This window comes from Priestia sp. 3CA3 (assembly GCF_056836725.1).
On record NZ_JBXENJ010000001.1, the window covers coordinates 798,889 to 825,504 of the forward strand.

The window sequence follows — 26,616 nt, forward strand, 5'->3', positions numbered from 1 at the left end:
TTTTTAATTTTTAAATTCACATACACTAACCATAATTGAATCTCATCAAAGGCACAAACGGAGGGATTGCATGAGTGAATTAATTAAGTTATTGCGAAAAGGAAATAAATCGGCCATGATGGCCGCTATAGTTAATACCATTATATCCATTATTAAAGGGATTGCTTTTGCTTTAACGGGAAATGTAGCGATGTTTGCTGAAACGATGCACAGCTTAGGGGACGCAGCAAATCAGTTCTTTGTTTTTATAGGTTCAGCATTAAGCAAAAAAGCTCCGACCAAACGATTTCCAAACGGATTTGGACGATTGGTTAATCTCGTTTTATTAGGGGCGGTACTTGTAGTAGGAATTATGGCATTTGAAACGATTAAAGAAGGGTATCATCATATTCTTCATCCGACGAAGTCTTCAGGCTTTATTTTAAATATTGCAGTACTTGGCATCTCGGTATTACTTGAGATGTTTGTCCTCTTTAAGGCAATGAAAGAAATTTTGCACGATGTCGGAATGAATACTGCAGAGGTCAATGTTTTTACGCAAAGCTTTGTTCATCTAAAGAAAGCAAAGCCAGCAACTAAGCTTGTTTTTATGGAAGATCTGGTAGCCACTGGAGGAGGCGTATTGGCTTTAATTGCCGTTTTTATTTCGCGGTTTACGCCTTTTCATCAAGCTGAAGGAATTGCTTCTATGCTAATTGGTCTTATGATGTTTTTTGTAGTAGGACGAGTATTTTTAGATAACGCTGCTGGAGCGCTTGGTGAAGCAGATAAAGAAATGGAAATGAAAATTGGCGCCATTGTTATGCAAGATGTACAAGTGCGTGATATTCAAACGTTAATGGTGATGAAAGAAGGAGAAGAGCTTCACGTTGAATTAAAAGTAGAAATTGATCCTTCTTTAACAGTAGCAGAAGCGGATGATATTAAAGATCGTCTCGAAAATCGTATTTTACAGGAAAAAGGAATAACGGATGTCATTATTGAATTTGATGAAGATGATGGAATTCCTGACTGGGTGACAAGCGATTTACAGCTTCAAAAAGAATAAAAAACAAGGAAGAAAACAGTTGTTTTCTTCCTTGTTTTTTTTAGCTATATACTTTTTCACGCACGTTTTGAGAATCTGTTGAAGCCGCAGAAAAGTTAATAGTTTCACGTACAACGTAAATAGGTCTATTTTTACTTTCATCGTAAATTCTTGCGATGTATTGTCCCACTAGACCTAAACCAAGTAGCTGAATACCGCTAAAGAAAGTGATAGCTACCATAATCGAAGTCCAGCCAGGCTGAATATTTTCACCTATCAGCCAAACAACAATCGAATAACTTAAAACGAGAAGTGATACAAAAACTGATAACAAGCCAATAACCATTACTAAACGTAAAGGTTTCGTTGAAAACCCAATAATTCCATCTGAAGCAAACTTGATCATCTTTTTTAAAGGATATTTTGTTTCACCAGCAAAACGCTCATCGCGCTCATATTCTACATATGTTTGCCTGAAGCCGATCCAAGACATCATTCCTCTTACGAAACGATTGCGTTCAGTCATTTTTTTGAATACGTCCGCAACTTTTCGGTCGATAATACGAAAATCTCCCGTGTCTTTTGGGATTTCAATATCGGACATATAATTTAAAAAGCGATAAAAATACTTAGCCGTTGTCAATTTAAAAAAGGTCTCTCCGCTTCGCTTCTTGCGCTTTGCGTATACAATTTCATAGCCTTGCTGCCATTTAGCAATTAATTCAGGAATCATTTCAGGCGGATCCTGTAAGTCAGCATCAATAATTACGATAGCATCACCTTGAGCATAGTCAATACCTGCTGTGACGGCAGTTTGGTGCCCGAAATTACGGGCAAAATCAATAATTTTTACGTTAGAATCCATAGCTGCTACGTCCTTTAAGATTTCAATTGTTCGGTCTGTACTGCCGTCATTGACGAAAATGAATTCATAGTTAATGTGATTTTCATGCATGACGGAAAGCAAGCGATTATAGCATTCATTAGCTACTTCTTCTTCAAAATACATAGGTACCACGATTGAAATTAGTTCTTTCATGCTTTACCTCCTATCGAGTGATTGTTTGTGTGCTTAAACGTCCATATTTTATTAAGAAAAAAATTAAAAAACATTCCTATACAAGTAGACAACAGTTGTCCAATTATCGGATTAGCAGGTGTATAGTGTACAAGAAGGAATAAGCAAGATGTATTAATTGCTAAAGTAATAAGGTTTACGATGAAAAATTGAGCTAACATCCATTTATGTACAGTTGCTTGAAACACCCACGATTTGTTCCAATAGTAGCTGTTTATGACGCCAATGAAATAGGATAGTACGTTAGCCAATATATAATTCATATCAAAATGAATCAGTGCTAAGTAACTGATAATAGTGAGCAGGGTATTCATTATACCTACAAATCCGAATTTCAGGAATTTTATCACGGTTGCATAATCCCTTCCATTTAATTTATCTCTTCACATTTTGCCTGGGTCTTATTTTTAGTAAACCGTACTAGTAAATAAGATAGAATCACTGAAATACCAAACCCTTCGAGCAGCATAAAGCTTGGGAAAATAAAGAATCGATAGCGAGTTTGAATTTCAATAAGCAAGTGAATAAGAACGTATCCTATGATTAGTAATAAAAACAGTGTATACGGATATTTATCCTGCTTCTTCAGGAATAAACATATAAGTCCAATAATGGAAAGAATAGTAGTTGAAACGTAAATGATTCTTTCACAACTTTGAGCAGCACTAATTAATTTCTCTTTATTAAAAGGTACATCTTCTTGAGGAGTTAATGAAATACTCCAAAATGTAGATGCATCCGTTCCTCCCCACATATTCAGGAATTTAATGTGAAAGAGATCTAAAAGCTGCTCTTTATCTGCTACTCGCTCTTTAATTACTTCTTTTTCTGCTTCAGCTCGTTTTTCTCCAATTGGCATACCCATAAAACGACTAGCATCCTCTGAAGAATAAGAACCGCTTGTTTCATAATTAAAGCCAATAACGAATTTCCATAAAGGATCTCTGTTACTTAAAGGATATTTAGAAATACCGCTCGCTACAAAAGAGTAGTTGATCAGCGCATTTGCAATAAAAAAAGTAGCCAGTACGCCTACGAGGTTTTTTCCTATTTTCTTTCGACGAGTTTTTAACTCAGCAGCATCCTTCGCTTTAATGTAAGGTTGAAGAATTTGCAAGATGAAATAAATGAAAACAGCAACGATAATAATGGGTCCCAGAGGGCGCATTAAATTTCCTAACGACAATAGAAGACCAATATAAAGCCAGCTAAACTTGTTATGAGCAAATCTTTTTATAATAAGGTAAAAAGCTGCATAAAATAAAAAAGTAGCTAAATGCTGATTGGTTAACACTGAGCTGTAGAGAATGTTCGGAATGTAGAACGCATATAGGAAAGCTGCCATTCTCCCAGCAAGTTCGTTAAATACTTTAGCGCCAATTAGATAAATAAAAATAACGGTTCCAGTAGAATAAAAAATATTTAACAATTTTAATGTAAAAATGCTATCTCCAAAACAGCGAATAACAATAGATTCATAGAATGAAAAGCCTAGCTGATATACCCATGTAGTGAAATAAACGCTTTGGTTAAATTCATAATTTCCTTTTGCGATATTACGTGCGGCATCTAACATGACAAGAAAGTCAGATTTTACAGGTGTTTGAACAGAAAGCATCCATGCTAATCGAACACCTAAGGTCAAAACAATCAGTGAAATAAAAAAAACAGTTTTGTTCATGTATCTACTTGCAATAGCTATTAGAAAAATGACAAGGAAAGTGATACATATTCCTTCAATAATAAATGAATTACTTAAAGCCAAGCCTTTTAAGTCCAATGAATTTGTCATCGCACTATAACTGCCCCATAGAGACCATGTAAGAATCATGACACATAAAAGAATCAGGCTTTTGGATAAAAATGAGTTAAGCATATGACCTCCTGCAAATTATTTCAAAGATAAGGTACAAAATTCCTACCCTATGATACCATATTTTATTATTTTGTATATATTTTTCTTATAGAGTATAATATTAGATTGTTCTGAAATTACAACAGCGGCATAACGTGTAATAAAAGGTTCAGTGGAGTAAGCAGTGATTTAGTAATAGATAAAAGAGGTTGGGAAAAAAGGATTTTAGTCGAAGCGAAAAACGAACCATTAATCATCATGTTTGATTAGTGGTTCGTTTTTTATGGTGCACGTAGGTTTCATTTGTTTAGTTCTTTCCAGCAGTTGATTGGAGGGCAAGACGAAGACTCCCGCGGAAAGCGAAGTCTTGCACGGAAATCAACAGAGGTGTCACAAGCGATCCCTGCTAGCTTATTTATTCTATTTGTTTCCCTTTAGACTTGCTTGATTTAGTTATGTCTCAATCTCTTCTTTTTTATAATGTATTTTCTGATGCGAACAGCTTTTATGTTTTAAATCGATCTTTTAATAAATTCCATAGAGAACTCACTCCGAGACTAATGCTGATCAGAATTCCTGATAAAGCTACTATTAAAGCGATATATTCAAAGATAGAAAACTGCTTCATACTATCCCAATGGATGTTTCCCTTTAGCTTGCTAATAACTAAATTCATTCCGTAAATACCGGAAAGAACGGTATAAATCGTTAAAATTAATAATAAGTAATTGTGACGCTTGGCCGCAATTTTCTCTTGATTTTGATACAAAGTACCAAGGGTTTCTTTGACTTCTTGATAAAGAGAATTGATGTGGAAGATTTTTTTTAAGAGCTCAGAAAACTCTTGACCTTCCGTGCGAGAGCTAATTTCTAAAAATAAATATTTACCTGAAAATACAGTAATAGAGCGAATTAGTCGCTCGATGCCCTCTGAATTTTTATGAAACGTGAGCTGAGAATACTCATAGGATAGTTTTAGCAACACGATTTTATAGAAAAAATGCAAAAATAAATTATAGTAATGTTGGCCAAATAGATGATTCATCAAAAGCTGATCCGTTTTAGAGTCTGTCGATTTAGAAATACACGAAAACACATGGTCTGTTATAACGTAATAGGTTTCAGGAGCCCATCTGGAATACACGTGTTTGGTATTATACGTTTTAATATACTCATGGTTGTGTGCAGAGATAAACGGTTTCCCGTCAGGCGTATAGCTATTTAGCTGCCCAGTACGAAATAAAGTTGTGGAGTTAATCTCTTGCTCTTGATTTACCGTTACATAACTTAATACAAACATCCGTTCATCGATAAAATAAGGAAGACTCCCGATGTGCTGTTCACGCGTCGCTTCTTTTTTGATGTGTTCGTTCAAAAATGGCGCGAGCTGTGAAAAAATATAATCCTGTACTTTGCTATAGCGATGATGTTCATAGGTAATGGTGGATCCATGCTCTTCAGCAAGCTTCGGTTCTAATACACGAAAATGATTCATGAATTCTAAAATGTCATCATAGGTGTAATGATTATGACTCATCTCAGTGCGAATGGTCATGACGCCAATTTCAAAAGGACATAAAAAAACATCCACAGACAGCACGTTGCTAGACACGGTGGTGGAGGAAGTTTCTAGCGTAACGGTATGGTCTATTTTTTTTGAAAATCGAAGCAAGCCTTCTTTTTCGCATGAATCAGGAAATAGAATACATTCAATGTAAGGAAGAAAATATTGATCTAAGCTATCATGAGATACGTAATACTGTTCTCCGTAGTATTCTTTTTCTACACGTTTGTTTTGAATGGAAAAAAACTCAAACATATTTGCTTCTAGTGCATGAACAAGCTGCTCTTTATTTTTTCGATCAAAGGAAAAAGGAAAAAGAAACATGTTCATTGCTTTGGTAGGCATAATAGTTTGAAATGGTTCTGTTTTCCTTGGTGTATTGGTCATAAACTACATCCTTCTTATGGTCGGTTGTATTTTTTTTGAGAGTCGAAAAAATGCAGACAGAAAGTAAAAGGTAAAACAGGCTTTATAAAAACCGCTCTACCCGCCTGTAATGATTCGACGTATCATTTATAATATGCCAATTTTTTTAGAAAACAAACGTAAAAAAACCAACTAACATCATGATTAGTTGGTTTTACGTATAGTGTGTAATTAGTGAATCGTACGATATACACCAGTGACTTTTCCTAAAATCGTTACGTGGCGAAGAATAATAGGCGCCATCGTTGAATTTTCAGGCTGTAAACGAACGAAATTTTCTTCTTTAAAGAAACGTTTTACCGTTGCTTCGTTGTCCTCGGTCATAGCGACCACAATATCTCCGTTATTAGCAGTTTGCTGCTGACGTACGATTACCATATCGCCATCTAGAATACCTGCTTCAATCATACTTTCTCCCATAATTTCAAGCATAAATACATGATCATCTGGAGAAACGAATTTATCTGGAAGAGGGAAATATTCTTCCACATTTTCAACGGCTGTTATAGGAAGACCCGCTGTTACTTTACCGATAACAGGAACATTAATGACGTTGCTTTTAGGGATGTTTACTTCGTCTAGTTGAAGAACTTCGATTGCTCTTGGTTTTGTTGGATCTCTGCGAATTAACCCTTTACTTTCTAAACGAGCTAAATGCCCGTGTACAGTGGAGCTAGAGGCTAATCCCACCGCTTCCCCAATCTCACGAACAGAAGGCGGATAACCTTTTAATTTTACTTCGTGCTTAATAAAATCTAGTATGTCTTGTTGACGTTTTGATAGCTTCATATTTTTCACCTCGATTTTAGCTATTCTTTAGGTGAATTATACCACGTGATGTGTCAATATACAAACATAAGTTCGAAGAATTCCATTGACAGAAACAAATGTTCTCAATAAAATAAGAACATATATTCTGATAGGGGGATCATAATATGCACCAATTCTTACATTCTATGAAACATTACGCTATTTTTTTTGCAGTTATCGCTGCACTTACATATGTATTGACGCTGGTTTTAGGAGCGGATAAAGTAGATTTAGACAAATATTCAACGGTTACTATTACAAAAGGAGATACGCTTTGGGACTTGTCCAACAAGTATCATAATCACCATCATTTGACCACCAATGAATTTGTCAAATGGGTTGAAGACGTCAATGATCTAAACTCAGACACTGCCCAGTCTTTATCTCCTGGAGATAAATTATATATTCCTGTTTTAAAAAAAGAGTTACATAATCAAGTGGCAATTGAACAGTAGTGTGTAACGGCCGTTCCTGAATATTGTTAGAAGCCGAAAAGGTTGTGATAAAAGTGGACGCCATTATTTATTGCCGTGTAAGTACGGATAAAAAAACCCAAGAAACATCTTTACAGCGCCAGCAAGAAGAATTAAAAAAGCTTGCTGATCTTCACCATCTAAACGTAAAAAAGGTCGTAATGGAAAAGGCAAGCGGATATGACGTAGACAGAGAGGGTATATTGGATGTTCTTCATACAATGAAAGAAGAAAAAATATCTGTGCTGCTCATTCAAGACGAAACGCGATTAGGCAGAGGAAATGCCCGAATTGCGCTTCTTCATGCTTTTCACAAAGAAAATGCTACGATCTATACGATTAGTCATCAAGGTCAGCTTCAGCTTTCAGAATCTGATTCGATGGTGTTAGATATTATTAGCTTAGTGGAAGAGCATCAGCGGAAATTACATAATGCTAAAATTAAAAGAGGAATGAAAAGAGCCGTAGAAAACGGTTATCGTCCGCAGCAAAATTTAAAAAATCAAGGAGTTAACTCAGGAAGAGAAAAAAAAGAAGCGCCGATTGAAGAAATTGTGCGCCTTCGTCATAACGGCTTAACCTTTGCTGAAATTTCAGTTACGCTAAAAGGTTTTGGTTATAATATTTCAAAAGCAACGGTACATCGTCGCTATCAAGAGTATCAAAAGAGTGCTCAATCTCTTGATAAAACGAAAGAGATTTAGTAAGATGACTACATGTTGCCGGAACGGTTCGGTAATTTTAATTATTGATTATAAGGAGATAGGTTTTATATGCTATCAAAAGATAAACTTGCTCGTATTAATGCTCTTTCAAAAAAGGCAAAGGCTGAAGGTCTGACAGAATCTGAAGCGAAAGAACAGCAAGAGCTACGTCAGGAATATTTAAAAGTTTTCCGACAATCTATGACAAACCACCTTCATACGATTAAAGTCGTGGACGAGGAAGGTAAAGATGTTACGCCTAAGAAGTTAAAAGAGAGTAAAAAGAAGCGTCTTCACTAAGACGTTCTAGTAAAACTAGAGGGAGAGTTCCCTCTAGTTTTTTGTATATTTTTAATAAGGCACACAAAAACTGTAAAAGTGAAAATTTTTTTGGTTCAAGTATTGTACAAATAAGCAAATCATTAGTATGATAACATATGTACATAGTTTTGAAAGGAATGAAGAGTATGACACAACGTATTGAAGATCTTTCGATTGCAACAATTCGTACTTTATCAATCGATGCGATTGAAAAAGCAAATTCAGGTCACCCAGGTATGCCAATGGGAGCTGCTCCAATGGCATATACATTGTGGACAAAATTCATGAACATCAATCCAAAGAACCCAAACTGGTTCAACCGTGACCGCTTTGTATTATCAGCAGGACACGGATCGGCACTATTATACAGCTTGCTTCATTTAGCTGGATATGACTTATCAATTGAAGACCTTAAAAACTTCCGTCAATGGGGAAGTAAAACACCAGGTCATCCAGAGTTCGGTCATACAGCAGGTATTGATGCAACAACTGGTCCACTAGGACAAGGTATTGCAATGGCTGTTGGTAAAGCAATGGCAGAACGTCATTTAGCTGAAACATACAACAAAGAAGGTTTAGAAATTGTAGACCACTTTACGTATGGTATTTGTGGTGACGGAGACTTAATGGAAGGTGTATCTGCTGAAGCAGCTTCATTAGCGGCGCACTTAAAATTAGGACGCTTAGTTGTTTTATACGATTCAAATGATATTTCTTTAGACGGAGATTTAGATCGCTCGTTCTCTGAGAACGTAGAAGATCGTTTCAAGGCTTACGGATGGCAAGTAATCCGCGTTGAAGACGGCAATGACTTGACAGCGATTGCAAACGCAATTGAAGAAGCAAAAGGCGATTTAACACGCCCAACGTTAATTGAAGTAAAAACAACAATCGGATTTGGTTCTCCAAATCACGCGGGTACTTCTGGCGTGCACGGTTCTCCATTAGGTTCCGATGAAACAAAATTAACAAAAGAAGCTTATGCATGGACATTTGAAGAAGATTTCTATGTGCCAGAAGAAGTGTATGCTCACTTCAAAGCTACAATTGCTGAAGATGGCCAAAAGAAAGAAAACGAATGGAACGATGTATTTGCACAGTATAAAGAAAAATATCCTGAACTAGGTCGTCAATTTGAACTAGCAGTAGAAGGAAAGTTACCGGAAGGCTGGGAAGAAACGCTTCCAGCATACGAAACGGGTTCAAGCTTAGCTAGCCGTGCTTCTTCTGGAGAAGTATTAAACGCAGTAGCACAAGCTGTACCTCAATTCTTCGGCGGTTCAGCTGACTTAGCTGGGTCAAATAAAACAATGATTAAAGGTTCAGAAGACTTCACTGCAGCTGATTACAGCGGACGTAATATTTGGTTCGGTGTACGTGAATTTGCAATGGGAGCTGCATTAAACGGTATGGCTCTACACGGCGGTGTAAAAGTATTCGGAGGAACATTCTTTGTATTCTCTGATTATCTTCGCCCAGCAATTCGCTTAGCAGCTTTAATGAAGCTTCCTGTAACATATGTATTCACACATGACAGTATCGCAGTTGGAGAAGACGGCCCGACACATGAGCCAATTGAACAATTGCCATCACTTCGTGCAATGCCAGGTCTTTCAGTGGTTCGTCCTGCAGATGCAAATGAAACAGCTGCTGCATGGCGCTTAGCATTAGAATCAACTGACCGCCCAACGGCGCTTGTATTGACTCGTCAAAACTTGCCAACGCTTGAAGGTACAAAAGAAAATGCATACGAAGGCGTGTCTAAAGGCGCGTACGTTGTATCTAAAGCTGGTAAAGACCAAGCGGATGCATTAATACTTGCAACAGGCTCTGAAGTAAGCCTAGCAGTAGAAGCACAAAAAGCATTAGCTGCAGAAGGCATTGATGTATCTGTAGTAAGTATGCCTGCATGGGATCGTTTCGAAGAGCAATCTGCTGAGTATAAAGAAAGTGTTATCCCTAAATCAGTGAAAAAACGTTTAGGTATTGAAATGGCTTCTACACTTGGCTGGGAACGCTATGTTGGAGACGAGGGACAAGTTCTTGGTATTAATCACTTTGGTGCATCTGCTCCTGGTGAAACAATCATGAAAGAATTTGGTTTTACAGTTGAAAATGTAGTAGCAAAAGTGAAAAGCTTGCTTAATGCATAATTCTTTTTTACAAGAAAGAGCAGACTCCTATGGTCTGCTCTTTTTTTTCGACAAAAAAACAAAGAAATTTTTTCATCGATAGACAAGCATTGCGTACACCATTCGGTATAATGGTACAAAAAAGAACGAGCCGAAAGGGAGGATGAATCGTGAGAACGTATGAAGTATATTTAATGGAGGAAGAAGTTGCATCATCCTATTTTCGAAGAGAAAAGCTCATTTATCAGCTGCTGATTGAATATAAAATGAAACGTCACTTGCAGGAAACGCATTTACAAAAACAAGTTCATTACATTACTCGCCAACTGCCCAATTCATTTATTCAACGAGAATTACTTCAGGCGTTTTCTCATTATCCTCATTTTTTTACTCATCAAGAGACGTTTGTGCTAGAATATCCTCATAAAAAAAGTCGAGCATCTATAAAATTAACGAATCGCTGTATAACAATTGAAGGAGATGGCAATGTTGATGCTGAGACAGCTTTTTTTGAAGTATTACGCAAGCTAGATCCTTGTTTTTTAGCAGTGAATTATGGAACGGATGAATACGGCTGGCTGAGGCCTGTGAAAACAAGAAAATTTGTGTAATTATTTAAGGAAATTGGAACGGAAATATTGTATAATAGCGTATGGTCTAGTACACTGTAAGTTAGACAACACGAAGGAGGAAGTAATACCATGGGAATGTATATTCTAGTTGGTGTTCTAGCATTAATTGTTGGGATAGCGCTAGGATTTTTCATTGCTCGTAAGTATATGATGAGCTATCTGAAGAAAAATCCACCAATTAATGAACAAATGTTAAAAATGATGATGATGCAAATGGGCATGAAACCATCGCAGAAAAAAATTAACCAAATGATGAAAGCAATGAACGGCCAAATTAAATAATGGTTAATTGGACAGACACTCTCTATTCAGAAGGGTGTCTTTTGTTTTATGATAGAGATAAGAAAATGGTTGTGGGGCTAGGGGGATACGATGAAAATTTTTCGAGAGTTATGGTGGTTTTTCAAACAGGAAAAAAAGTCTTACATAACGGGGATAGCGCTGCTCATTATTGTGGCAGCATTAGAACTTCTCCCGCCTAAAATTATTGGTTTAACGGTAGATGGCATTAAAGAAGGGACGCTGAATGGAAAGCGCTTAATGCAGATGGTTGGTATTTTGCTAGGAGCTGCTGTTGTGGCCTATTTCACAAGATACATATGGCGTATTATGATATTTGGTTCATCTGTTAAACTAGCCAAGCAGCTGAGAAATACTCTCTACACTCATTTTACCAGGATGAATCAGGCCTTTTATCAGCGGCGGCGAATTGGGGATTTGATGGCCCATGCAACGAATGATATTCAAGCTATTCAACAAACTGCAGGTTCGGGCGTTTTGACGCTCGTGGATTCCATTGTCACAGGAGGGCTTGTTCTATGCACAATGGCCCTAACAATCAGCTGGAAATTAACGCTTATTTGCCTTATTCCTATGCCGCTTATGGCCGTTTTAACAAGTTACTATGGTACATTGCTTCATGCGCGGTTTCATCACGCACAAGCAGCATTTTCTACTTTAAATGATAAGGTTCAAGAAAGCATTAGCGGAATTAAAGTCATTAAGACGTTTGGGGAAGAAGCAGCTGATGTCGAAGAATTTCGTATGAAGTCTGCAGATGTTGTTCAAAAGAACATGAAAGTAGCACGAGTAGATGCATTGTTTGATCCGACCATTTCGATTATTGTAGCACTTTCTTTTTTACTTGCTCTTATTTTTGGCAGCAAGATGGTGATTAGTGAAGAGTTAACACTGGGACAGCTTGTTACCTTTACAACTTATTTGGGCCTTCTTATTTGGCCGATGCTCGCGTTTGGCTGGCTATTTAACATTGTGGAACGAGGAAGAGCATCATATGACAGGGTATTTTCTTTATTAAAAGAAGAAAATTCGATTGAAGAAGCAGCGCATCCTAGTGTTGAACTGCCAACAGGAAATATTGAAGCTGTTATTCATAGGTTTTCGTATGGTAAAGAAGACGAATACACGTTAAACGAAATTTACTTTACACTTTCTCGCGGTCAAACGTTAGGGATTGTCGGAAAGACGGGTGCTGGGAAAACCACGCTTTTAAAGCTGTTGCTTCGTGAATTTGATGTAAGCGACGGAGCTGTTTTATGGGGAGGAAAAGACATTAAAGATTATGCTTTTGATTCACTGTACAAAAGCATTGGATATGTTCCTCAAGATCACTTTTTGTTTTCAACAACAGTCGCTGCTAATATCGCGTTCGGAAAAGAAGACGCAAGCAATCAAGAAATCCAAGAAGCGGCTAAAGTTGCAAATGTACATAAAGACATCCTCGATTTTACAGATGGCTATCAAACAATAGTAGGTGAAAAAGGCGTTTCGTTATCTGGTGGACAAAAACAGCGTATCTCGATTGCAAGAGCTCTTCTATTAGATCCTGAGCTTTTAATTTTAGATGACTCGCTATCAGCGGTAGATGGAAAAACGGAAGCGGGTATTTTACAAGCGTTGAGGCAAAAACGTCAAAATCGAACAACGATTATTACAGCGCATCGGCTGAGCTCGGTTACTCATGCAGACCTGATTCTTGTCCTTGATAAAGGGAAAATTATTCAGCGAGGAAATCATGAGGAACTGCTTAGCGTGAGCGGCTGGTATCAGGATATGTACGATAGACAGCAGTTTGAACGTGCGGTAGAAGAAGGAGAGACGAAAAATGAAAATTGAGCATTCTTCGGTACATAAACGTCTGTTTCACTATACAATTCCGCATAAAAAATCATTTTTTTTAGCGTTCACTCTATTATTAATTGCTACGGCTGCTGATTTATTAGGGCCCATTTTGATTAAAATTTTCATTGACGATTATTTAACTCCTAAGTATTTGCCTCTTCAGCCTCTGGTGTGGCTTGCAAGCAGTTATTTGCTTTTACAGCTTTTAAAAATTGTCGTTCAATACTTTCAGCTTCTGCAGTTTCAGAAAATTGCGCTTCAAATTATTCAGCAGATTCGAATTGACGTTTTTTCTCATGTTCATCGTCTGGCGCTTCGCTTTTTTGACAACACGCCAACGGGAAGCCTTGTTTCTCGAATTACAAATGACACGGAAGCTATGAAAGAAATGTTTGTAGAAGTCATCGCGGTTTTTATTCAAAATGGGGTATTTTTGATTGGTATTTTTATAGCGATGTTTATGCTAGATGTGAAGCTGGCTTTTTACTGTTTAGTTCTTCTCCCGTTTATTTGGGGACTTATGAAGCTTTATCAGCATTACAGCGCTATTTACTACGGACAGCTCCGAGAAAAGCTAAGTCAGTTAAATGCCAAGCTTCATGAGTCTTTGCAAGGCATGCCCATTATTCAATTATTTCGTCAAGAAAAGCGGCTTCGCTCGGAATTTGAAGAAATTAATGATGAGCACTACAAAGCGGGCATGCGCAATATTAAGTTAGATGGTTTGCTATTGAGGCCTGCTGTCGAAATTCTTTATATTTTAGCCGTTATTCTTGTGCTCAGTTATTTTGGCATTTCCGTAGCTGACAGTCCTGTTAAAATGGGTGTTCTTTACGCGTTTATCAACTATTTGGATCGTTTTTTTGAGCCCGTTAATGAAATGATGCAGCGTCTTTCTATGTATCAGCAAGCGATGGTATCAGCCTCCCGGGTATTTGATTTGATGGATGAGGAAGAAAAAAATCCAGTGATGACAGGAGAACAAAAGCAGGGGGTACAAAAAGGAACGGTAGAATTCAAAAACGTCACGTTTTCCTATGACGGTGTTCGAGATGTGCTTTCTGATATATCATTTACGGTAAACGAAGGAGAAACAGTGGCTTTAGTAGGCCATACTGGAAGCGGGAAAAGCTCCATCATTAATTTATTAATGCGTTTTTATGAGCAGCAAAAAGGAGACATTTTGATCGATAATAAACCACTGTCGTCCTTTTCAAATAAACAGCTTCGAGATCAGGTAGGGCTGGTGCTGCAAGATGCCTTTTTATTTGCCGATACCGTAAAGCGAAATATTACGCTGCATGAAGACCATTTTTCTGATGAGCAAGTAAAAGCAGCGGCGAAATTTGTGCAAGCTCACGCATTTATCGAAGCTCTTCCTAATAAGTATAATGAAGTGCTAGTGGAAAGAGGTTCAACTTTATCAAGCGGTCAGCGTCAGCTCTTAGCATTTGCAAGAACGGTGATTCGAAACCCTAAAATCCTTATTCTTGATGAAGCAACAGCCCATATCGATACAGAAACGGAAGAAGCGATTCAAGAAGTGTTAAGAGATATGGGAAAAGGCCGCACAACGATTGCGATTGCCCATCGTTTATCAACTATTCAACACGCCGATTGTATTTTAGTATTGCATAAAGGGAAAATCGTCGAAAAAGGAACGCATGCTGAACTGCTAGATAAAGGCGGTTTGTACTATAATATGTATCAGCTTCAGCACAGTGAAAAAGAGGAAAATTTCAATAAAGAAACAGGAGTAAAAGAGATTTATAAAGAATTGATAGAGTGAAGGTGAAAAAAAGAAACAACCTTCATGAAGAGGTTGTTTCTGTTGTTTGAGCAGGGAATTCATTGTAAACGTTTAATAAATGATCTAATTCTTGACTATGTTTAATAGCAGTTGGAGAGTTTAATCCACTTACTCGGACTATGCGGATGAGTTCTTCTCGTTTCTTTTCAATCGCTAATAGAATATCTTTTTTGGCCAATGCTATGTATCCCTTCTAACAAGTCGTTTACCTAATTATACAAGATAATGGTACTATTTGAAAGAAGTGAGATAAGACAATTTGGTTACAAAATGGTAACGAAAAAGAACAAAAAGAACAAAAAAGGGAAGTGGGAAATGTGGGAGATTTAAATTTATTTTTGGCATTTGGCGCAGGCTTTTTATCGTTTATTTCACCCTGCTGTTTGCCTTTGTATCCAGCTTTTTTATCGTACATAACGGGAGTATCAGTCAGCGAGCTAAAGGAAGGCGCTAAGTCACATCAGCGCAAAGCTTTTATTCACACAGCTTTTTTCCTGCTGGGATTTTCTGTTATCTTTATTATGATTGGTTTTGCGACATCCTTTATTGGTCAGTGGTTTTTTAACTATAAGGATTTAATTCGGCAGATTGGCGCTATTCTTATTATTTTCTTTGGTCTAGTTGTACTAGGGATTTTTAAGCCTCGAATTCTTATGCAGGAACATAAAGTTCAATTCGCCAATAAGCCGGCTGGACTCTTAGGTTCTTCTTTTATTGGTATGGCTTTTGCTGCCGGCTGGACTCCTTGCACGGGACCTATTTTAGTATCGGTTATGGCGCTTGCAGCGACAAACCCAGGCTCCGGTCTTTTGTACATGATAACGTATTCACTTGGGTTTTCTATTCCGTTCTTTATCATGACATTCTTTATTGGAAAAATGAACTGGTTAAAAAAACATATGAATTCCATGATGAAAGTTGGCGGATACGCAATGATTGGCATGGGGTTTATTTTATATTTTGACTGGATGACAAAAATTATTATTTATACAACGAGCGTATTTGGAGGGTTTACGGGCTTTTAAAAAGGGAAAATGATACAAAAAAGAATCTGGAAGTTGGCAGGTTCTTTTTTGTTTTTTAAAGACCAAACGTTCATTTTAGCTCTTAGGAAAGAAGCAAGAATATGACTCGAAAAAATATATAGAAAAAATTTATTTTTACTATATCTTCTATAAATACGGAGTGATACAATGAAATCGTCATATTTTTAATTGTTAAAAAGAGGTGTATAAATTGAAAGATATTTTGTTAATCTTGCTTTTGCAACTGATCTATGTACCGATCTTGACGCTGCGCACAATTTTTTTAGTCAAAGGTATGAGTATGTATGCCTCGGTTTTTGGATTTGTTGAAGCGTTAATTTATGTATTTGGCTTATCCCTAGTATTTTCAGGAGATCAAAGCACGCTTGCTATGGTTGTATACGCAGTTGGATTTGGAGTGGGAATTATACTTGGAAGTTATATCGAATCTAGGCTTGCTATCGGATATACAACATTCTTAGTTAACCTTATGACCAAAAATGAAGAGTTAATTAACCGCCTTCGACAGGAAGGTTTTGGTGTTACTGTGTACCAAGGTGAAGGAAGAGACAGTGCACGCTATAGATTAGACATTTTAACAAAAAGAAGTAGAGAAGAAGAGCTATTAGCATTCATTGAAGAATATGAGCCTCGTGCTTTCATTATTTCATACGAGCCGCGTAAATTTAAAGGCGGGTTCTTACTAAAAGCAATGAAAAAGCAAAAACAAAAGCAAAAACAAAAGCAAAAAGCAAAAGCAGATATTACCTCTACTAAATAAAAACAGAAGAGATCCTCTTCTGTTTTTTTGTTGCACTTTTACTTCTGATGTTTTTTGGATTATAATATAAGTACACACTAAACTATAGTAAAGGAAGGATTTCATTGGTTATTGCTTCAACACTTGTCGCAATTTTTATGGCTTCTTTCATATTAGTTGTTCGAATGAAAGCTGCTGATAAACCAACGAATGCAAAAAAAATTATACTTCCGCCTTTTTTTATGAGTACGGGAGCGTTAATGTTTATCTTTCCAATGTTTCGAGTAACGGGTGCAGAACTGCTTGAGGCGTTAATAGCAGGCATGATCTTCTCAATCCTGTTAATTAAAACGTCTAAATTTGAAATTCGTGACGATCATATTTACTTGAAGCGTTCAAAAGCTTTTGCATTCATTATTATTGGTTTGCTTATTATTCGAATTGCAATGAAAATATATTTAAGTTCTTCAATTGATGTTGGCCAGCTTGGCGGTATGTTCTGGATTTTAGCATTTGGTATGATTGTACCTTGGCGCATTGCGATGTACACATCGTACAAAAAGCTCGAACGAAAGCTGCACAATGATCGTCTTGGAAATACAACGATATTAAATTAAAAAAGGTGGCTACGCAGCCACCTTTTTTGATTTAAAATAAATGCTGATAAGGGACGGCATCTATTTTTTGCTTTTTTAATGTTTTTAATAAAAATTTATGATCACGTTTAGGCGTAGCTAAGATGTATCCACGTACGATTAAGTCTTCTGTTATAGAGGCGGCTTGTTCCTCAAGTGCGAGTTCCCCAATTTTCCCTGCAATTTTTTGTTTGGCCACATCGCGAAATAGTTCAGGTACTGGTTCAACAAGAACGTTTAATAGCTGCTTTTGATCCGCTGACCAAAGGTGAATGGTTTTGGAAAGATAGTGATCTTGCCAATCAAGTTCAGACATGCCGTCTTCTTTTGGTAAGCGCTTTAAAAATTTTCTGAACATAAAAAATCCGCCGATAGCAAACATGCTCATTAAAAAGACAACCCAAAATAAAATAACCCATAAAAACCAGCCCTCTAGCATATTTTTCACTCCTTTATAAAGAGATTAATCATAACATTACTATATTTATACATTTATTATAAAAGCCTTGTTCCTTTTATGGCAATATAAAATTCCTGCACTTTATGTGAAAATAGAGTCATTTTTGACTTACTGATAAGTTTATATTGACTCATTAATGAGTGAATTATCGTTAGAATTATCTAAAAATGCTTATTTTTCAGCCTTTTAAAAGTTGGCACGTTTTTTGCATATAAACTAATTGAAGAATTATTTAATATGAGAGGAAGATAAAAAATGAGTCAAACTTTTAGCAAAGTAGCAACAAATTTACCGGGAGAAAATGCAAAGCAATTATTAGATAGAAGACACCGTGCCATTCCGAAAGGTGTAAGTTATGGCATTCCGACATTTGCTGATACGGCTGAAGGGGCGATCGTTAAAGATGTCGATGGCAATACGTTTATTGATTTCGTAGGGGCAATTGGCACAATCAATGTAGGTCATAGTCATCCAAAAGTGAAAGAAGCGCTTCACAAGCAAGTAGACCGTTTTATTCACACAGGATTTAATGTCATGATGTATGAGTCATATGTAGAGCTTGCAGAAAGACTAGCAGCAATTGCTCCTGGTGAATTTGACAAGAAAGTATTACTTTTAAATAGCGGAGCAGAAGCTGTAGAAAATGCAGTGAAAATTGCTCGTAAATATACAAAGCGTCAAGGAATTATTTCATTTAACCGCGGTTTCCACGGCCGTACATTAATGACAATGACAATGACAAGTAAAGTAAAGCCATATAAATATGAATTTGGACCGTTTGCTCCTGAAGTATACAAAGCTCCATATCCTTATGAGTATCGCCGCCCACAAGGATTATCAGTTGAAGCATACGAAGAGTTTATGATCACTGAATTCAAAAACTTCTTAAATACAGAAGTAGCACCAGAAACGATTGCAGCTGTTGTAATGGAGCCAATTCAAGGCGAAGGTGGTTTCATTGTTCCAGGTAAACGTTTTGTGCAAGAAGTGTATCAATTATGTAAAGAGCACGGAATTTTATTTGTATCAGATGAAATTCAAGCTGGTTTTGCACGTACGGGCCGCTACTTCGGTATTGAACACTTTGACGTTGCACCAGATTTAATTACAGTATCTAAATCACTGGGAGCTGGTGTACCGATTAGTGGTGTCATCGGCCGCGCTGAAATCATGGATGAATCTAATCCTGGTGAGCTTGGCGGAACGTACTGCGGAAGCCCTCTTGGATGTGAAGCGGCTTTAGCTGTACTTGATATCATTGAAGAAGAAAAGCTAAATGAACGCGGTGAGTACCTTGGAAAAGTGGTAACATCACGATTTGAAAAATTAGCAGAAAAATATGACTGTATCGGTGATATCCGCGGATTAGGAGCTATGTCTGCTATCGAGCTTGTGAAAGACCGCGAAACAAAAGAAGCGGATAAAGAGCTTACACAGCGCATCGTAAAAGAAGCAAACAACCGTGGATTATTACTGCTTAGCGCGGGAGTATTCGGAAACGTTCTTCGTATCTTAATGCCGATTGTTATTACAGATGAGCAGCTAGAAGAAGGCTTAGCTATTTTTGAAGCAGCACTAGAAGCAAGCGTGCAGCAAACGGTTGAAGTATAAGAGAAATTGAGGCATGAGTGAAGAGAGAACTCTTCACTCATTCTTCATAAATCACAAAGAATGGATATGTTTGGACACTCTATTTATAGATTTTTCATTTTCTGATAAAATAAAATAATAATTATTTTTTGACGAAAAGGTGATTCAAATGACCATTCATAAAAAGCAGATTCAGCAAATTAACGACGAACTTTACGATATATTTGAGTCATCATTTGATGAAATCTTTGTAACTGATGCAAATGGGTATGTATTAGTTGTAAATTCAGAGTGTGAAAAAAATTATGCTTTGAAAGTGGAAGATTTTATTGGAAAGCACGTAAAAGAACTTCAGGAAATGGGCATCTTTTATCCTTCGGCCACGTTAAAGGTGATTGAATCTAATCAAGCAATTGAATTGGTTCAAAAAACAAACTCAGGCCGATATCTTCATGTGCGGACTAGGCCAGTATTTACCAATGACGGGCAATTGAAAAGTGTTATTAGCTATTCTCGAGATCTCACAGACTTAATGGAACTAAAACGAAAAGTAGAAGAGATGGAAGAACAGCTTGAAAACTATAAAAAAGAGTTAAACGAATCCGTAGATTTAGAAGGAATCGTAACAAAAAGCGAAGCGATGAAAAAAGTTTTTTCAACCATTCAACGAGTTGCTTCTGTAAATACAACCGTTCTCTTACTTGGAGAAACAGGGGTAGGAAAAAGCAGAGTAGCAAAACTGCTTCATCAGCTTAGTACAAGAAAACAGCAGCCGTATCATGAGCTTAATTGTGCAGCGCTTCCTGAACAGCTTATTGAGTCAGAGCTATTTGGCTATGAAGGCGGTACTTTCACTGGAGCATTTCGCGAAGGGAAAAAAGGGATTATTGAGCTTTCGAACGAAGGCACGCTTTTTCTAGATGAGATTGGTGAACTTTCTCTTTCAGCACAAAGTAAGTTGCTCCATGTACTGCAAGACCGTACAATTCGTCCCGTGGGCTCAACAAGAGCAGTATCAATAGACGTACGAATTATTGCTGCTACGAATCAAAACCTGGAGCAAATGGTCGAAGAAGGAAAGTTTAGACGTGATTTGTACTATCGACTTAACGTGGTGCCAATTACGATCCCACCTCTACGAGAGCGAAAAGAAGATATTCTGCCTCTTGTCTATCAGTTTCTTCATCATTTTAATACGGTATACGAACGTAATGTACGCTTATCACCAAAGGCATTAGATGCATTTTTAGGGCAGGAATGGAAAGGAAACGTTCGCGAAGTGGAAAATATCATTGAGCGTCTGGTTGTTACAGGAGAAGAAATGATTACGCTTAAAGACTTGCCATTTGCAAAAGAGTTTGCTATCGATCCACCTGTGCATACGCTTCCTGAAATGATTGAACATGTGGAAAAAGAAATGGTCATCAAGGCGTTTGAACAGCATAGGTCATCTTACAAAGTAGCCGAACAGCTTGGTATTAGTCAATCACAAGCGAGCCGTAAAATTCGAAAATATGTGTCGGACAGTACCGAACAGTGAGTAGATAAATTTAAGCAGGGAGTGAAGAAATATGAAGCAAGTAAACTTATATATTAACGGAGAATCTGTTTCGGCAAATGATACATACGAAGTGGTAAATCCAGCAACAAATGAAGTAGTAGCTACCGTTGCAAAAGGCGGAGAAAAAGAAGCAAAGCTAGCAGCAGATGCTGCTTATGAAGCGTTTCAAACATGGTCTAAAAAAACAGCAGAAGAGCGCGGTAAATTATTATTTAAATGGCATCAGCTGATCGAAGAACACACGGATGAACTGGCTGAAATCATGACAGTCGAGCAAGGTAAGCCTCTTAAAGAAGCAAAAGGTGAAATTGGCTATGCCAACGGATTCGTTTCATGGTACGCAGAAGAAGGAAAACGCATTTACGGAGAAACAATTCCAGCTTCTTCTCCTAATAAACGATTATTTGCTCATAAGCAGCCTGTGGGAGTTATGGCAGCTATTACACCTTGGAACTTCCCGGCAGCTATGATTACGCGTAAAGTAGCCCCAGCTCTAGCAGCTGGATGTACAGCGGTTATTAAACCGGCAGAACAAACGCCACTAACGGCTCTTCGTCTAGCAGAGTTGGCGCAGGAAGCAGGTATCCCAAAAGGCGTAATGAATGTAGTTACAGGAGATGCAAAAGCGATTGGAGAAGCGTGGCTTCAAGATGGACGCGTACGCAAACTATCGTTTACGGGCTCTACAGAAGTAGGTAAACTGTTAATGCGTGGAGCAGCTGATACGGTTAAAAAAGTGTCTTTAGAATTAGGAGGACACGCTCCGTTTATCGTAACAGCAAATGCTGATTTAGATAAAGCAGTAACAAATGCAATTGCTTCTAAATTCCGTAACGCTGGTCAAACATGCGTATGTACAAACCGCATCTACGTGCACGAGTCTATTGCTAAACCGTTCGCAGAGCAGTTTGCAGCAGCCGTTAGTCAGCTGAAAGTCGGAAACGGCTTAGAAGAAGGTACGGATATCGGACCTTTAATCGATGAAAAAGCGTTAGAAAAAGTAAAGCGCCACTTAGATGATGTTGTAGCAAAGGGTGGAAACGTCTTAACTGGAGGGGCTGTACGCGAAGAGGGAAGCGGACTTTTTGTTGAGCCTACGGTTGTAGATGGTGCAACGGATGATATGCTTTGTATGTACGAAGAAACATTCGGACCGATTGCTCCAATTGCGACGTATCAAACAGAAGAAGAAGTTATTCGCCGTGCAAATAACTCGCCTTACGGATTAGCAGCTTATGTGTTCACTGAAAATATTTCAGAAGCTATTCGTATTGCTGAAGCTTTAGAATATGGTATTGTAGGACTAAATGATGGACTACCTTCTACACCACAAGCGCCGTTTGGCGGCTTTAAAGAAAGTGGACTTGGACGTGAAGGCGGACATTACGGAATTGAAGAATATTTAGAAGTAAAATATATTTCTTTAGGCTTTTAATAAAAAGTGATTTCGCTTTCCTGCGAAATCACTTTTTTAGTAATAGTACACGTGGGGAATTTGTGCATGGATTGATTGAAAATTCATGAATGAAAAACAAAACTCCTCAAGAGTACAGCATGCAAGGTCTTCGCAATCGTGAGAATTAAAAAAATCTTCTAGTATAGTTGGTTCGGCGTCTTTAAATAACCAGTGGTGATCAACATCTTCAAATTTGCCTTGATAAACCTCGCTCAGTCCATAAAAGTCAAATATATCTTCCAACTGCTTTTGGTGCATAGACATCCCTCCTCTTCTTAGTATAAGAAAAAGAAAGAGATATTAAACAAGCCGTCATACTACTTTGTTTTTTTGAAAAAATCTCGTATAGTTAATAGTAATGACAAGCAAAGGAGTTTCGGCATGTTTACATATATTACGTTATTTGGTTTTCTTGGATTCGCTGTGTATTCGAGTACGTGGATTTATTCCATTGTCAAAAAAGATGGAAGAGCAAAGAAAAATGGAAAGGGTACTCTTATTAGTTTTCTTGTGATGCTTATCGGGTTAGTCGGTATGCAGTTTACATAACTATAGATTATTTTGACATTTTTACCACCTTCACTTATAGTTAACGTTGGGCGAACATATGTATGATTTTGGTTACGGTGCTTGCCTTAAGTTGAAAAAGAAAGAAGGTGGCATATTTGAGATATCACACACATATTGCAACATCGATTGCTGCCGGTGCCGGTGTGGCTATAACAGGAGACGCTTCGTTTACATTTCCTTATGTTGTAGGCATTGCGATTGGAGCGCTGCTTCCTGATATAGATGAACCAAATTCATATATTGGTAGAAGATCTCTTGGTCTCGCAAAAGTCATTAAATCTATTTTTGGACACCGAGGTATCACGCATTCTATTCTTGCAAGTGGACTTATTTTTTATTTACATACGATGTATAACAACGATTTTACATTAGGGATAGCCTATGGATACGCTTTTCATATTCTTGGAGATTTCTTTTCTAAACGAGGGGTACCTTTTTTCTCTCCTCTTAGCAAGAAGAAGTTTAAGCCTCCTTTAACATATGAAACAGGTGGTGGAGCAGAGACTCTCATCTTTTACCTGGCAGTGATAGGAAGTTTCTATATGCTTTATAAGTATCAGCTGTACACCCAGCTGTTTTAAAGAAAGAAGCCATCTGAGTAAATTAGATGGCTTCTTTTACACTTCTACCACATAAAGTTCAGGCGTTTTCATAGGCAGGGTAATGGTAATGCTTGTGCCGTCATTTTCTTCACTTGATACGTGGAAAAAACCATTATGCTCGTTAATAATTTTGTTGCAAATGGTTAGTCCCAGGCCTATTCCTCGTTCTTTTGTTGTATAAAAAGGCTCTCCTATATGAGGGATACGCTTTGAGTCAATTCCACATCCGCTATCTTTTATCACAATGCATAGCGTTTCTCTAGCTGATTTTTCAATCGATACAGCCAGCTTGCCGCCGCTTTCCATAGAATCAATGGCATTTTGTATAATATGAATAAATACTTGGGTTAGCTGTGTTTTTTGCCCACTAATGAGCAGGGGATATTCTTTTGGATAATGGCGAATGATGTGGATGTTTTTGACTTCGGTAACTGGTTCAAATTGCTTTAATACCTCATCTAGCAAGTCTGTCATAATAAGGCTTTCTGTATAAGCGTACTCTCGTTTAGCTAAGCTCATAAATTCTGCGATAATATGTTCAATTTGTGAGAGTTCGTGCTGAATGAGATCTCGATAAACCATTGTTTCTTTCGGCTGCTGTGTCTCACTGAACAGTTGTATAAACCCTTTAATGGTTGTCAAAGGATTTCTAACCTCGTGTGCGATACTTGCAGCAAGGTGACCAATGACAGAGAGTTTTTCTGAATTCTGGATCTTTTTCTCTGCTTGTCTTTTCTCTGTTACGTCTCGTGAGATAAATACAAACCCTTCGATTTCTCCAGTAGCTGTGATAATTGGAGCGCCTTTACATTCTAATAAAACGATGGTGCCATTCACGTGAAACTTCCGGTATTCAAATGTGGAGGCATCTTTTGTTTTGCTCATGTTAGCTAAAATAGTCGAGATTAGGTGCTTGTCTTCAGGAAACGCATTGATAAGCACATGTTGTCCAATAAGTTCATCAGGATAAACCCCTAATGTTTTAGCGTAAGAAGGAGAAGCGTATTCATAAATGCCATCTTCAGTAATAGCACATACTAAATCATGGGTATGAGATAAAATAGCTTGATGCTTTGGTTCATTGTCATCGGCAATGATTCGATCTTTTAATGGATAAAAAAGCTGATCTTCTTGGTTGGTGAAGGTGTGACGAACTTGAGTGCCGCACATTCTGCAAAAATTATAATCTTCCTTATAGTTACAAGAAGGACAAACGGGCATCGAATCACTCCAATCAGATCTATGCAGTGAGAGAGTTCTCAAGCACATATAATCATTATTATATATTCAAATTATAGGAAAAAATATGAAAAATCAAATGTGCTATAGAGAGGGAAACTGGGCTTGAAAACCCTATAAATGGATTTCAAATACATGTTTTTAGTTGCAAATAGATGCGAAATGGGAATTTTTACACATTTAAAAAATCAAGACGTCAAATAAGAGGTGAATAATACCTCTTATTTGATGTCTTGATAATGCTCTAGCGCACGCTCTCTAGCTGCTTTATGATCAACAATTGGAGTCGGATATGTTTTATCAAGCGTAACGTTTGCTTTTTCTAATACGTCTGCTGGAGCCTCCCAAGGTTTATGAATGTAGGAGGAAGGAAGATCTCTAAGCTCTGGAAGCCACTTTTTAATATATTCTCCTTCTTTATCAAATTTTTCTGATTGAGCAGTTGGATTAAAGATACGAAAATATGGCGCGGCGTCTGCTCCCGAGCCTGCAACCCACTGCCAGCCCATTGTGTTGTTAGCTAAATCTGCATCTACTAAGGTATCAAAAAACCAATTGGCTCCGTGTTTCCAATGAATTAAAAGATGCTTTACTAAAAAGGAAGCAGCTACCATTCGAACTCGATTGTGCATAAAACCTGTTTCCCACAGCTCCCGCATTCCGGCATCGACAAGGGGATAGCCGGTTTTTCCATTTTTCCAAGCTTGAAGCTCTTCATTGCCGTCCGCCCACTGAAATTGCTTGAATTTTTCATTCAGCGGTTCACTTGTAGTGTGTGGGAAATGATAAAGCAGCTGATAAGCAAAATCTCTCCATACAAGTTGACGAATAAACATTTCAGCTTGATGGTCAAAGGCATCAGAGCTTACTTTTTCTGCTTTAGTTCTCAAATAATGATAAAGGACTCGAACTGAGAGCTGTCCTGTAGAAAAATAAGGAGATAGAAATGAATTTAATGCTTCAGCGGGAAAATCTCGTCCTTTTTCATAGTGAAGCAACTTCTTCTTTAAAAACGTTTTAAAGGCATTAACAGCGCCTTTTTCCGTAGCTTCCCACGTCGACTTAATCGTTTCGTCCCAGGGGATGCTTGGAAGTAAATCGAGATCTGAGACCGAAAGAGATTCAATTGGTTTAGAGAAGGCCTGTATGGAAGTAACTTTTTTTACAGCAGAAGATACGGCATGTTTTTGAGAAGCTTTATAGTAAGCTGTAAATACTTTATAAGGATCTCCATTTTCTTTTGTGATTTTCCAAGGTTCATGAAGGAGAAATCCTTCAAATGTGCGAATATTTATTTGTTGCTCTGAAAAAAAAGCTTGAAGCTCTTTATCTCTTTTTAGCGCATATGGTTCATAGCGTCTGTTCCAATAAATATCTTGCGCATTCGTTTCATGGAGTAATTTTTGCAACACATCTTTAGGGTTTCCTTTTTGTACAATTAGCGTTCCTTGTATTTGTTCGATCGAAGTTTTAAAGTCATTTAGCGCATGGTGAAGCCACCATTTACTTGCACTTCCCATTGAGTTTTCTTCATGGTCGTCATGGATATAAACAGGTACAACCATTCCTTCTTTAGCTGCGTGAAATAGAGCTGGGTTATCAACCAGCCGAAAATCTTTTCGAATCCATACGATAATGGTTTTATTCATCATGTGCCACCTTTCTATCTGCAATTTGCCTCGATTATAGCTTTTTTCTCATACGTTCTACAATTTTGAATGTGTAGAAGGCCTATTTTCTTATG

At 37.6% G+C, this 26,616-nt stretch carries 28 protein-coding genes; 18 read left to right on the plus strand and 10 right to left on the minus strand.

What is annotated here, in order from left to right; genetic code table 11:
* Positions 1-70: 70 nt before the first annotated feature.
* On the plus strand, positions 71-1,048 hold the full coding sequence (locus AC1VNJ_RS04065) for a cation diffusion facilitator family transporter (RefSeq protein WP_028411371.1): 978 nt from the start codon (positions 71-73) through the stop codon (positions 1,046-1,048).
* Between the two features lie 40 nt (positions 1,049-1,088).
* On the opposite strand, the gene AC1VNJ_RS04070 is transcribed toward AC1VNJ_RS04065, so the two are convergent.
* From AC1VNJ_RS04070 to AC1VNJ_RS04080, 3 genes are read right to left on the minus strand one after another with little or no spacing between them, the layout of a single operon-like run.
* Positions 1,089-2,066, minus strand: a complete 978-nt coding sequence (locus tag AC1VNJ_RS04070) for a glycosyltransferase family 2 protein (RefSeq protein WP_028411370.1) — start codon at positions 2,064-2,066, stop codon at positions 1,089-1,091.
* Entirely contained in the window at positions 2,063-2,455 is a 393-nt protein-coding gene (locus AC1VNJ_RS04075) for a GtrA family protein (protein ID WP_028411369.1), read from the minus strand. Before AC1VNJ_RS04075 ends, AC1VNJ_RS04070 begins: the two co-directional genes overlap by 4 nt.
* A 20-nt stretch (positions 2,456-2,475) precedes the next feature.
* Complete coding sequence (locus tag AC1VNJ_RS04080) at positions 2,476-3,981, minus strand: ArnT family glycosyltransferase (protein ID WP_328172310.1); 1,506 nt, start codon at positions 3,979-3,981, stop codon at positions 2,476-2,478.
* A gap of 282 nt (positions 3,982-4,263) precedes the next feature.
* Between AC1VNJ_RS04080 and AC1VNJ_RS04085 the strand changes: the two genes are divergently transcribed.
* Positions 4,264-4,398 (plus strand): hypothetical protein, encoded by a 135-nt coding sequence (locus AC1VNJ_RS04085; RefSeq protein WP_275210797.1) that lies wholly within the window; start codon positions 4,264-4,266, stop codon positions 4,396-4,398.
* Positions 4,399-4,465: 67 nt separating this feature from the next.
* Here AC1VNJ_RS04085 and AC1VNJ_RS04090 read toward each other — a convergent pair whose 3' ends face one another.
* Together AC1VNJ_RS04090 and lexA are read right to left on the minus strand one after the other, a co-directional pair.
* Positions 4,466-5,911 (minus strand): hypothetical protein, encoded by a 1,446-nt coding sequence (locus tag AC1VNJ_RS04090; protein ID WP_482640329.1) that lies wholly within the window; start codon positions 5,909-5,911, stop codon positions 4,466-4,468.
* 210 nt (positions 5,912-6,121) lie between these two features.
* The gene (gene lexA / locus AC1VNJ_RS04095) at positions 6,122-6,739 is read right to left on the minus strand and encodes a transcriptional repressor LexA (RefSeq protein WP_013058778.1); all 618 of its coding nucleotides are present in this window, start codon (positions 6,737-6,739) and stop codon (positions 6,122-6,124) included.
* A gap of 146 nt (positions 6,740-6,885) precedes the next feature.
* Between lexA and yneA the strand changes: the two genes are divergently transcribed.
* The 8 genes from yneA (at position 6,886) to AC1VNJ_RS04135 (ending at position 14,953) form a co-directional block, all read left to right on the plus strand.
* Positions 6,886-7,215, plus strand: coding sequence for a cell division suppressor protein YneA (gene yneA / locus AC1VNJ_RS04100; protein ID WP_028411366.1), 330 nt, complete (start codon positions 6,886-6,888; stop codon positions 7,213-7,215).
* 53 nt (positions 7,216-7,268) lie between these two features.
* Positions 7,269-7,937 (plus strand): YneB family resolvase-like protein, encoded by a 669-nt coding sequence (locus AC1VNJ_RS04105; protein ID WP_482640330.1) that lies wholly within the window; start codon positions 7,269-7,271, stop codon positions 7,935-7,937.
* A 69-nt stretch (positions 7,938-8,006) separates the two neighbouring features.
* Positions 8,007-8,237 carry a DUF896 domain-containing protein gene (locus AC1VNJ_RS04110; RefSeq protein WP_013058775.1) on the plus strand — a complete coding sequence of 77 codons (231 nt, stop codon included), beginning with the start codon at positions 8,007-8,009 and terminating at the stop codon, positions 8,235-8,237.
* Positions 8,238-8,404: 167 nt separating this feature from the next.
* The gene (gene tkt, locus AC1VNJ_RS04115) at positions 8,405-10,411 is read left to right on the plus strand and encodes a transketolase (RefSeq protein ID WP_050689598.1); all 2,007 of its coding nucleotides are present in this window, start codon (positions 8,405-8,407) and stop codon (positions 10,409-10,411) included.
* Positions 10,412-10,560: 149 nt separating this feature from the next.
* A complete protein-coding gene (sirA, locus tag AC1VNJ_RS04120) occupies positions 10,561-11,001 on the plus strand; it encodes a sporulation inhibitor of replication protein SirA (protein ID WP_028411364.1) in 441 nt (146 codons plus the stop codon).
* A gap of 90 nt (positions 11,002-11,091) precedes the next feature.
* Positions 11,092-11,304 carry a YneF family protein gene (locus AC1VNJ_RS04125; RefSeq protein WP_013058772.1) on the plus strand — a complete coding sequence of 71 codons (213 nt, stop codon included), beginning with the start codon at positions 11,092-11,094 and terminating at the stop codon, positions 11,302-11,304.
* A gap of 90 nt (positions 11,305-11,394) precedes the next feature.
* Positions 11,395-13,158 (plus strand): ABC transporter transmembrane domain-containing protein, encoded by a 1,764-nt coding sequence (locus AC1VNJ_RS04130; protein WP_482640331.1) that lies wholly within the window; start codon positions 11,395-11,397, stop codon positions 13,156-13,158.
* Positions 13,148-14,953: an ABC transporter ATP-binding protein gene (locus tag AC1VNJ_RS04135; protein WP_482640332.1), complete on the plus strand. Its 1,806-nt coding sequence runs from the start codon at positions 13,148-13,150 to the stop codon at positions 14,951-14,953. The genes AC1VNJ_RS04130 and AC1VNJ_RS04135 overlap by 11 nt, the downstream gene beginning before the upstream one ends.
* A gap of 22 nt (positions 14,954-14,975) precedes the next feature.
* On the opposite strand, the gene AC1VNJ_RS04140 is transcribed toward AC1VNJ_RS04135, so the two are convergent.
* Positions 14,976-15,152: a Spo0E family sporulation regulatory protein-aspartic acid phosphatase gene (locus AC1VNJ_RS04140; RefSeq protein WP_482640333.1), complete on the minus strand. Its 177-nt coding sequence runs from the start codon at positions 15,150-15,152 to the stop codon at positions 14,976-14,978.
* A gap of 139 nt (positions 15,153-15,291) precedes the next feature.
* On the opposite strand from AC1VNJ_RS04140, the gene AC1VNJ_RS04145 reads away from it, so the two are divergent.
* The 3 genes from AC1VNJ_RS04145 to AC1VNJ_RS04155 all read left to right on the plus strand — a co-directional run bounded on the left by AC1VNJ_RS04145 (position 15,292) and on the right by AC1VNJ_RS04155 (position 17,376).
* A complete protein-coding gene (locus AC1VNJ_RS04145) occupies positions 15,292-15,999 on the plus strand; it encodes a cytochrome c biogenesis CcdA family protein (protein ID WP_033579815.1) in 708 nt (235 codons plus the stop codon).
* A 211-nt stretch (positions 16,000-16,210) separates the two neighbouring features.
* Entirely contained in the window at positions 16,211-16,780 is a 570-nt protein-coding gene (locus AC1VNJ_RS04150; RefSeq protein ID WP_482640334.1) for a DUF2179 domain-containing protein, read from the plus strand.
* 104 nt (positions 16,781-16,884) lie between these two features.
* Positions 16,885-17,376 (plus strand): CcdC family protein, encoded by a 492-nt coding sequence (locus tag AC1VNJ_RS04155; protein WP_013084715.1) that lies wholly within the window; start codon positions 16,885-16,887, stop codon positions 17,374-17,376.
* Positions 17,377-17,407: 31 nt separating this feature from the next.
* Here AC1VNJ_RS04155 and AC1VNJ_RS04160 read toward each other — a convergent pair whose 3' ends face one another.
* Positions 17,408-17,833, minus strand: coding sequence for a DUF2621 domain-containing protein (locus tag AC1VNJ_RS04160; protein ID WP_028411360.1), 426 nt, complete (start codon positions 17,831-17,833; stop codon positions 17,408-17,410).
* 276 nt (positions 17,834-18,109) lie between these two features.
* Here AC1VNJ_RS04160 and gabT point away from each other — a divergent pair, with 276 nt between their 5' ends.
* The 3 genes from gabT to AC1VNJ_RS04175 all read left to right on the plus strand — a co-directional run bounded on the left by gabT (position 18,110) and on the right by AC1VNJ_RS04175 (position 22,440).
* Positions 18,110-19,465: a 4-aminobutyrate--2-oxoglutarate transaminase gene (gene gabT / locus AC1VNJ_RS04165; RefSeq protein WP_482640335.1), complete on the plus strand. Its 1,356-nt coding sequence runs from the start codon at positions 18,110-18,112 to the stop codon at positions 19,463-19,465.
* A 148-nt stretch (positions 19,466-19,613) separates the two neighbouring features.
* On the plus strand, positions 19,614-20,984 hold the full coding sequence (locus AC1VNJ_RS04170; protein ID WP_028411358.1) for a sigma-54 interaction domain-containing protein: 1,371 nt from the start codon (positions 19,614-19,616) through the stop codon (positions 20,982-20,984).
* 31 nt (positions 20,985-21,015) lie between these two features.
* Entirely contained in the window at positions 21,016-22,440 is a 1,425-nt protein-coding gene (locus tag AC1VNJ_RS04175) for an NAD-dependent succinate-semialdehyde dehydrogenase (RefSeq protein ID WP_482640336.1), read from the plus strand.
* Positions 22,441-22,476: 36 nt separating this feature from the next.
* Here AC1VNJ_RS04175 and AC1VNJ_RS04180 read toward each other — a convergent pair whose 3' ends face one another.
* Positions 22,477-22,719 carry a hypothetical protein gene (locus AC1VNJ_RS04180; RefSeq protein WP_482640337.1) on the minus strand — a complete coding sequence of 81 codons (243 nt, stop codon included), beginning with the start codon at positions 22,717-22,719 and terminating at the stop codon, positions 22,477-22,479.
* A 123-nt stretch (positions 22,720-22,842) separates the two neighbouring features.
* On the opposite strand from AC1VNJ_RS04180, the gene AC1VNJ_RS04185 reads away from it, so the two are divergent.
* The gene (locus tag AC1VNJ_RS04185) at positions 22,843-23,010 is read left to right on the plus strand and encodes a hypothetical protein (RefSeq protein WP_165573659.1); all 168 of its coding nucleotides are present in this window, start codon (positions 22,843-22,845) and stop codon (positions 23,008-23,010) included.
* 107 nt (positions 23,011-23,117) lie between these two features.
* Positions 23,118-23,612, plus strand: a complete 495-nt coding sequence (locus AC1VNJ_RS04190; RefSeq protein ID WP_228459494.1) for a metal-dependent hydrolase — start codon at positions 23,118-23,120, stop codon at positions 23,610-23,612.
* A 36-nt stretch (positions 23,613-23,648) separates the two neighbouring features.
* On the opposite strand, the gene AC1VNJ_RS04195 is transcribed toward AC1VNJ_RS04190, so the two are convergent.
* Positions 23,649-24,854 carry an ATP-binding protein gene (locus AC1VNJ_RS04195; RefSeq protein WP_033579817.1) on the minus strand — a complete coding sequence of 402 codons (1,206 nt, stop codon included), beginning with the start codon at positions 24,852-24,854 and terminating at the stop codon, positions 23,649-23,651.
* Positions 24,855-25,093: 239 nt separating this feature from the next.
* Positions 25,094-26,521: a cryptochrome/photolyase family protein gene (locus AC1VNJ_RS04200; RefSeq protein ID WP_482640338.1), complete on the minus strand. Its 1,428-nt coding sequence runs from the start codon at positions 26,519-26,521 to the stop codon at positions 25,094-25,096.
* Between the last annotated feature and the right edge of the window lie 95 nt (positions 26,522-26,616).

Coding starts and splice junctions, on each gene's coding strand:
- AC1VNJ_RS04065 (WP_028411371.1), top strand. CDS start 71: ATGAGTGAATTAATTAAGTTATTGCGAAAAGGAAATAAATCGGCCATG.
- AC1VNJ_RS04070 (WP_028411370.1), bottom strand. CDS start 2,066: ATGAAAGAACTAATTTCAATCGTGGTACCTATGTATTTTGAAGAAGAA.
- AC1VNJ_RS04080 (WP_328172310.1), bottom strand. CDS start 3,981: ATGCTTAACTCATTTTTATCCAAAAGCCTGATTCTTTTATGTGTCATG.
- AC1VNJ_RS04090 (WP_482640329.1), bottom strand. CDS start 5,911: ATGACCAATACACCAAGGAAAACAGAACCATTTCAAACTATTATGCCT.
- lexA (WP_013058778.1), bottom strand. CDS start 6,739: ATGAAGCTATCAAAACGTCAACAAGACATACTAGATTTTATTAAGCAC.
- yneA (WP_028411366.1), top strand. CDS start 6,886: ATGCACCAATTCTTACATTCTATGAAACATTACGCTATTTTTTTTGCA.
- AC1VNJ_RS04110 (WP_013058775.1), top strand. CDS start 8,007: ATGCTATCAAAAGATAAACTTGCTCGTATTAATGCTCTTTCAAAAAAG.
- tkt (WP_050689598.1), top strand. CDS start 8,405: ATGACACAACGTATTGAAGATCTTTCGATTGCAACAATTCGTACTTTA.
- AC1VNJ_RS04125 (WP_013058772.1), top strand. CDS start 11,092: ATGGGAATGTATATTCTAGTTGGTGTTCTAGCATTAATTGTTGGGATA.
- AC1VNJ_RS04130 (WP_482640331.1), top strand. CDS start 11,395: ATGAAAATTTTTCGAGAGTTATGGTGGTTTTTCAAACAGGAAAAAAAG.
- AC1VNJ_RS04135 (WP_482640332.1), top strand. CDS start 13,148: ATGAAAATTGAGCATTCTTCGGTACATAAACGTCTGTTTCACTATACA.
- AC1VNJ_RS04160 (WP_028411360.1), bottom strand. CDS start 17,833: ATGCTAGAGGGCTGGTTTTTATGGGTTATTTTATTTTGGGTTGTCTTT.
- gabT (WP_482640335.1), top strand. CDS start 18,110: ATGAGTCAAACTTTTAGCAAAGTAGCAACAAATTTACCGGGAGAAAAT.
- AC1VNJ_RS04170 (WP_028411358.1), top strand. CDS start 19,614: ATGACCATTCATAAAAAGCAGATTCAGCAAATTAACGACGAACTTTAC.
- AC1VNJ_RS04175 (WP_482640336.1), top strand. CDS start 21,016: ATGAAGCAAGTAAACTTATATATTAACGGAGAATCTGTTTCGGCAAAT.
- AC1VNJ_RS04180 (WP_482640337.1), bottom strand. CDS start 22,719: ATGCACCAAAAGCAGTTGGAAGATATATTTGACTTTTATGGACTGAGC.
- AC1VNJ_RS04185 (WP_165573659.1), top strand. CDS start 22,843: ATGTTTACATATATTACGTTATTTGGTTTTCTTGGATTCGCTGTGTAT.
- AC1VNJ_RS04195 (WP_033579817.1), bottom strand. CDS start 24,854: ATGCCCGTTTGTCCTTCTTGTAACTATAAGGAAGATTATAATTTTTGC.
- AC1VNJ_RS04200 (WP_482640338.1), bottom strand. CDS start 26,521: ATGAATAAAACCATTATCGTATGGATTCGAAAAGATTTTCGGCTGGTT.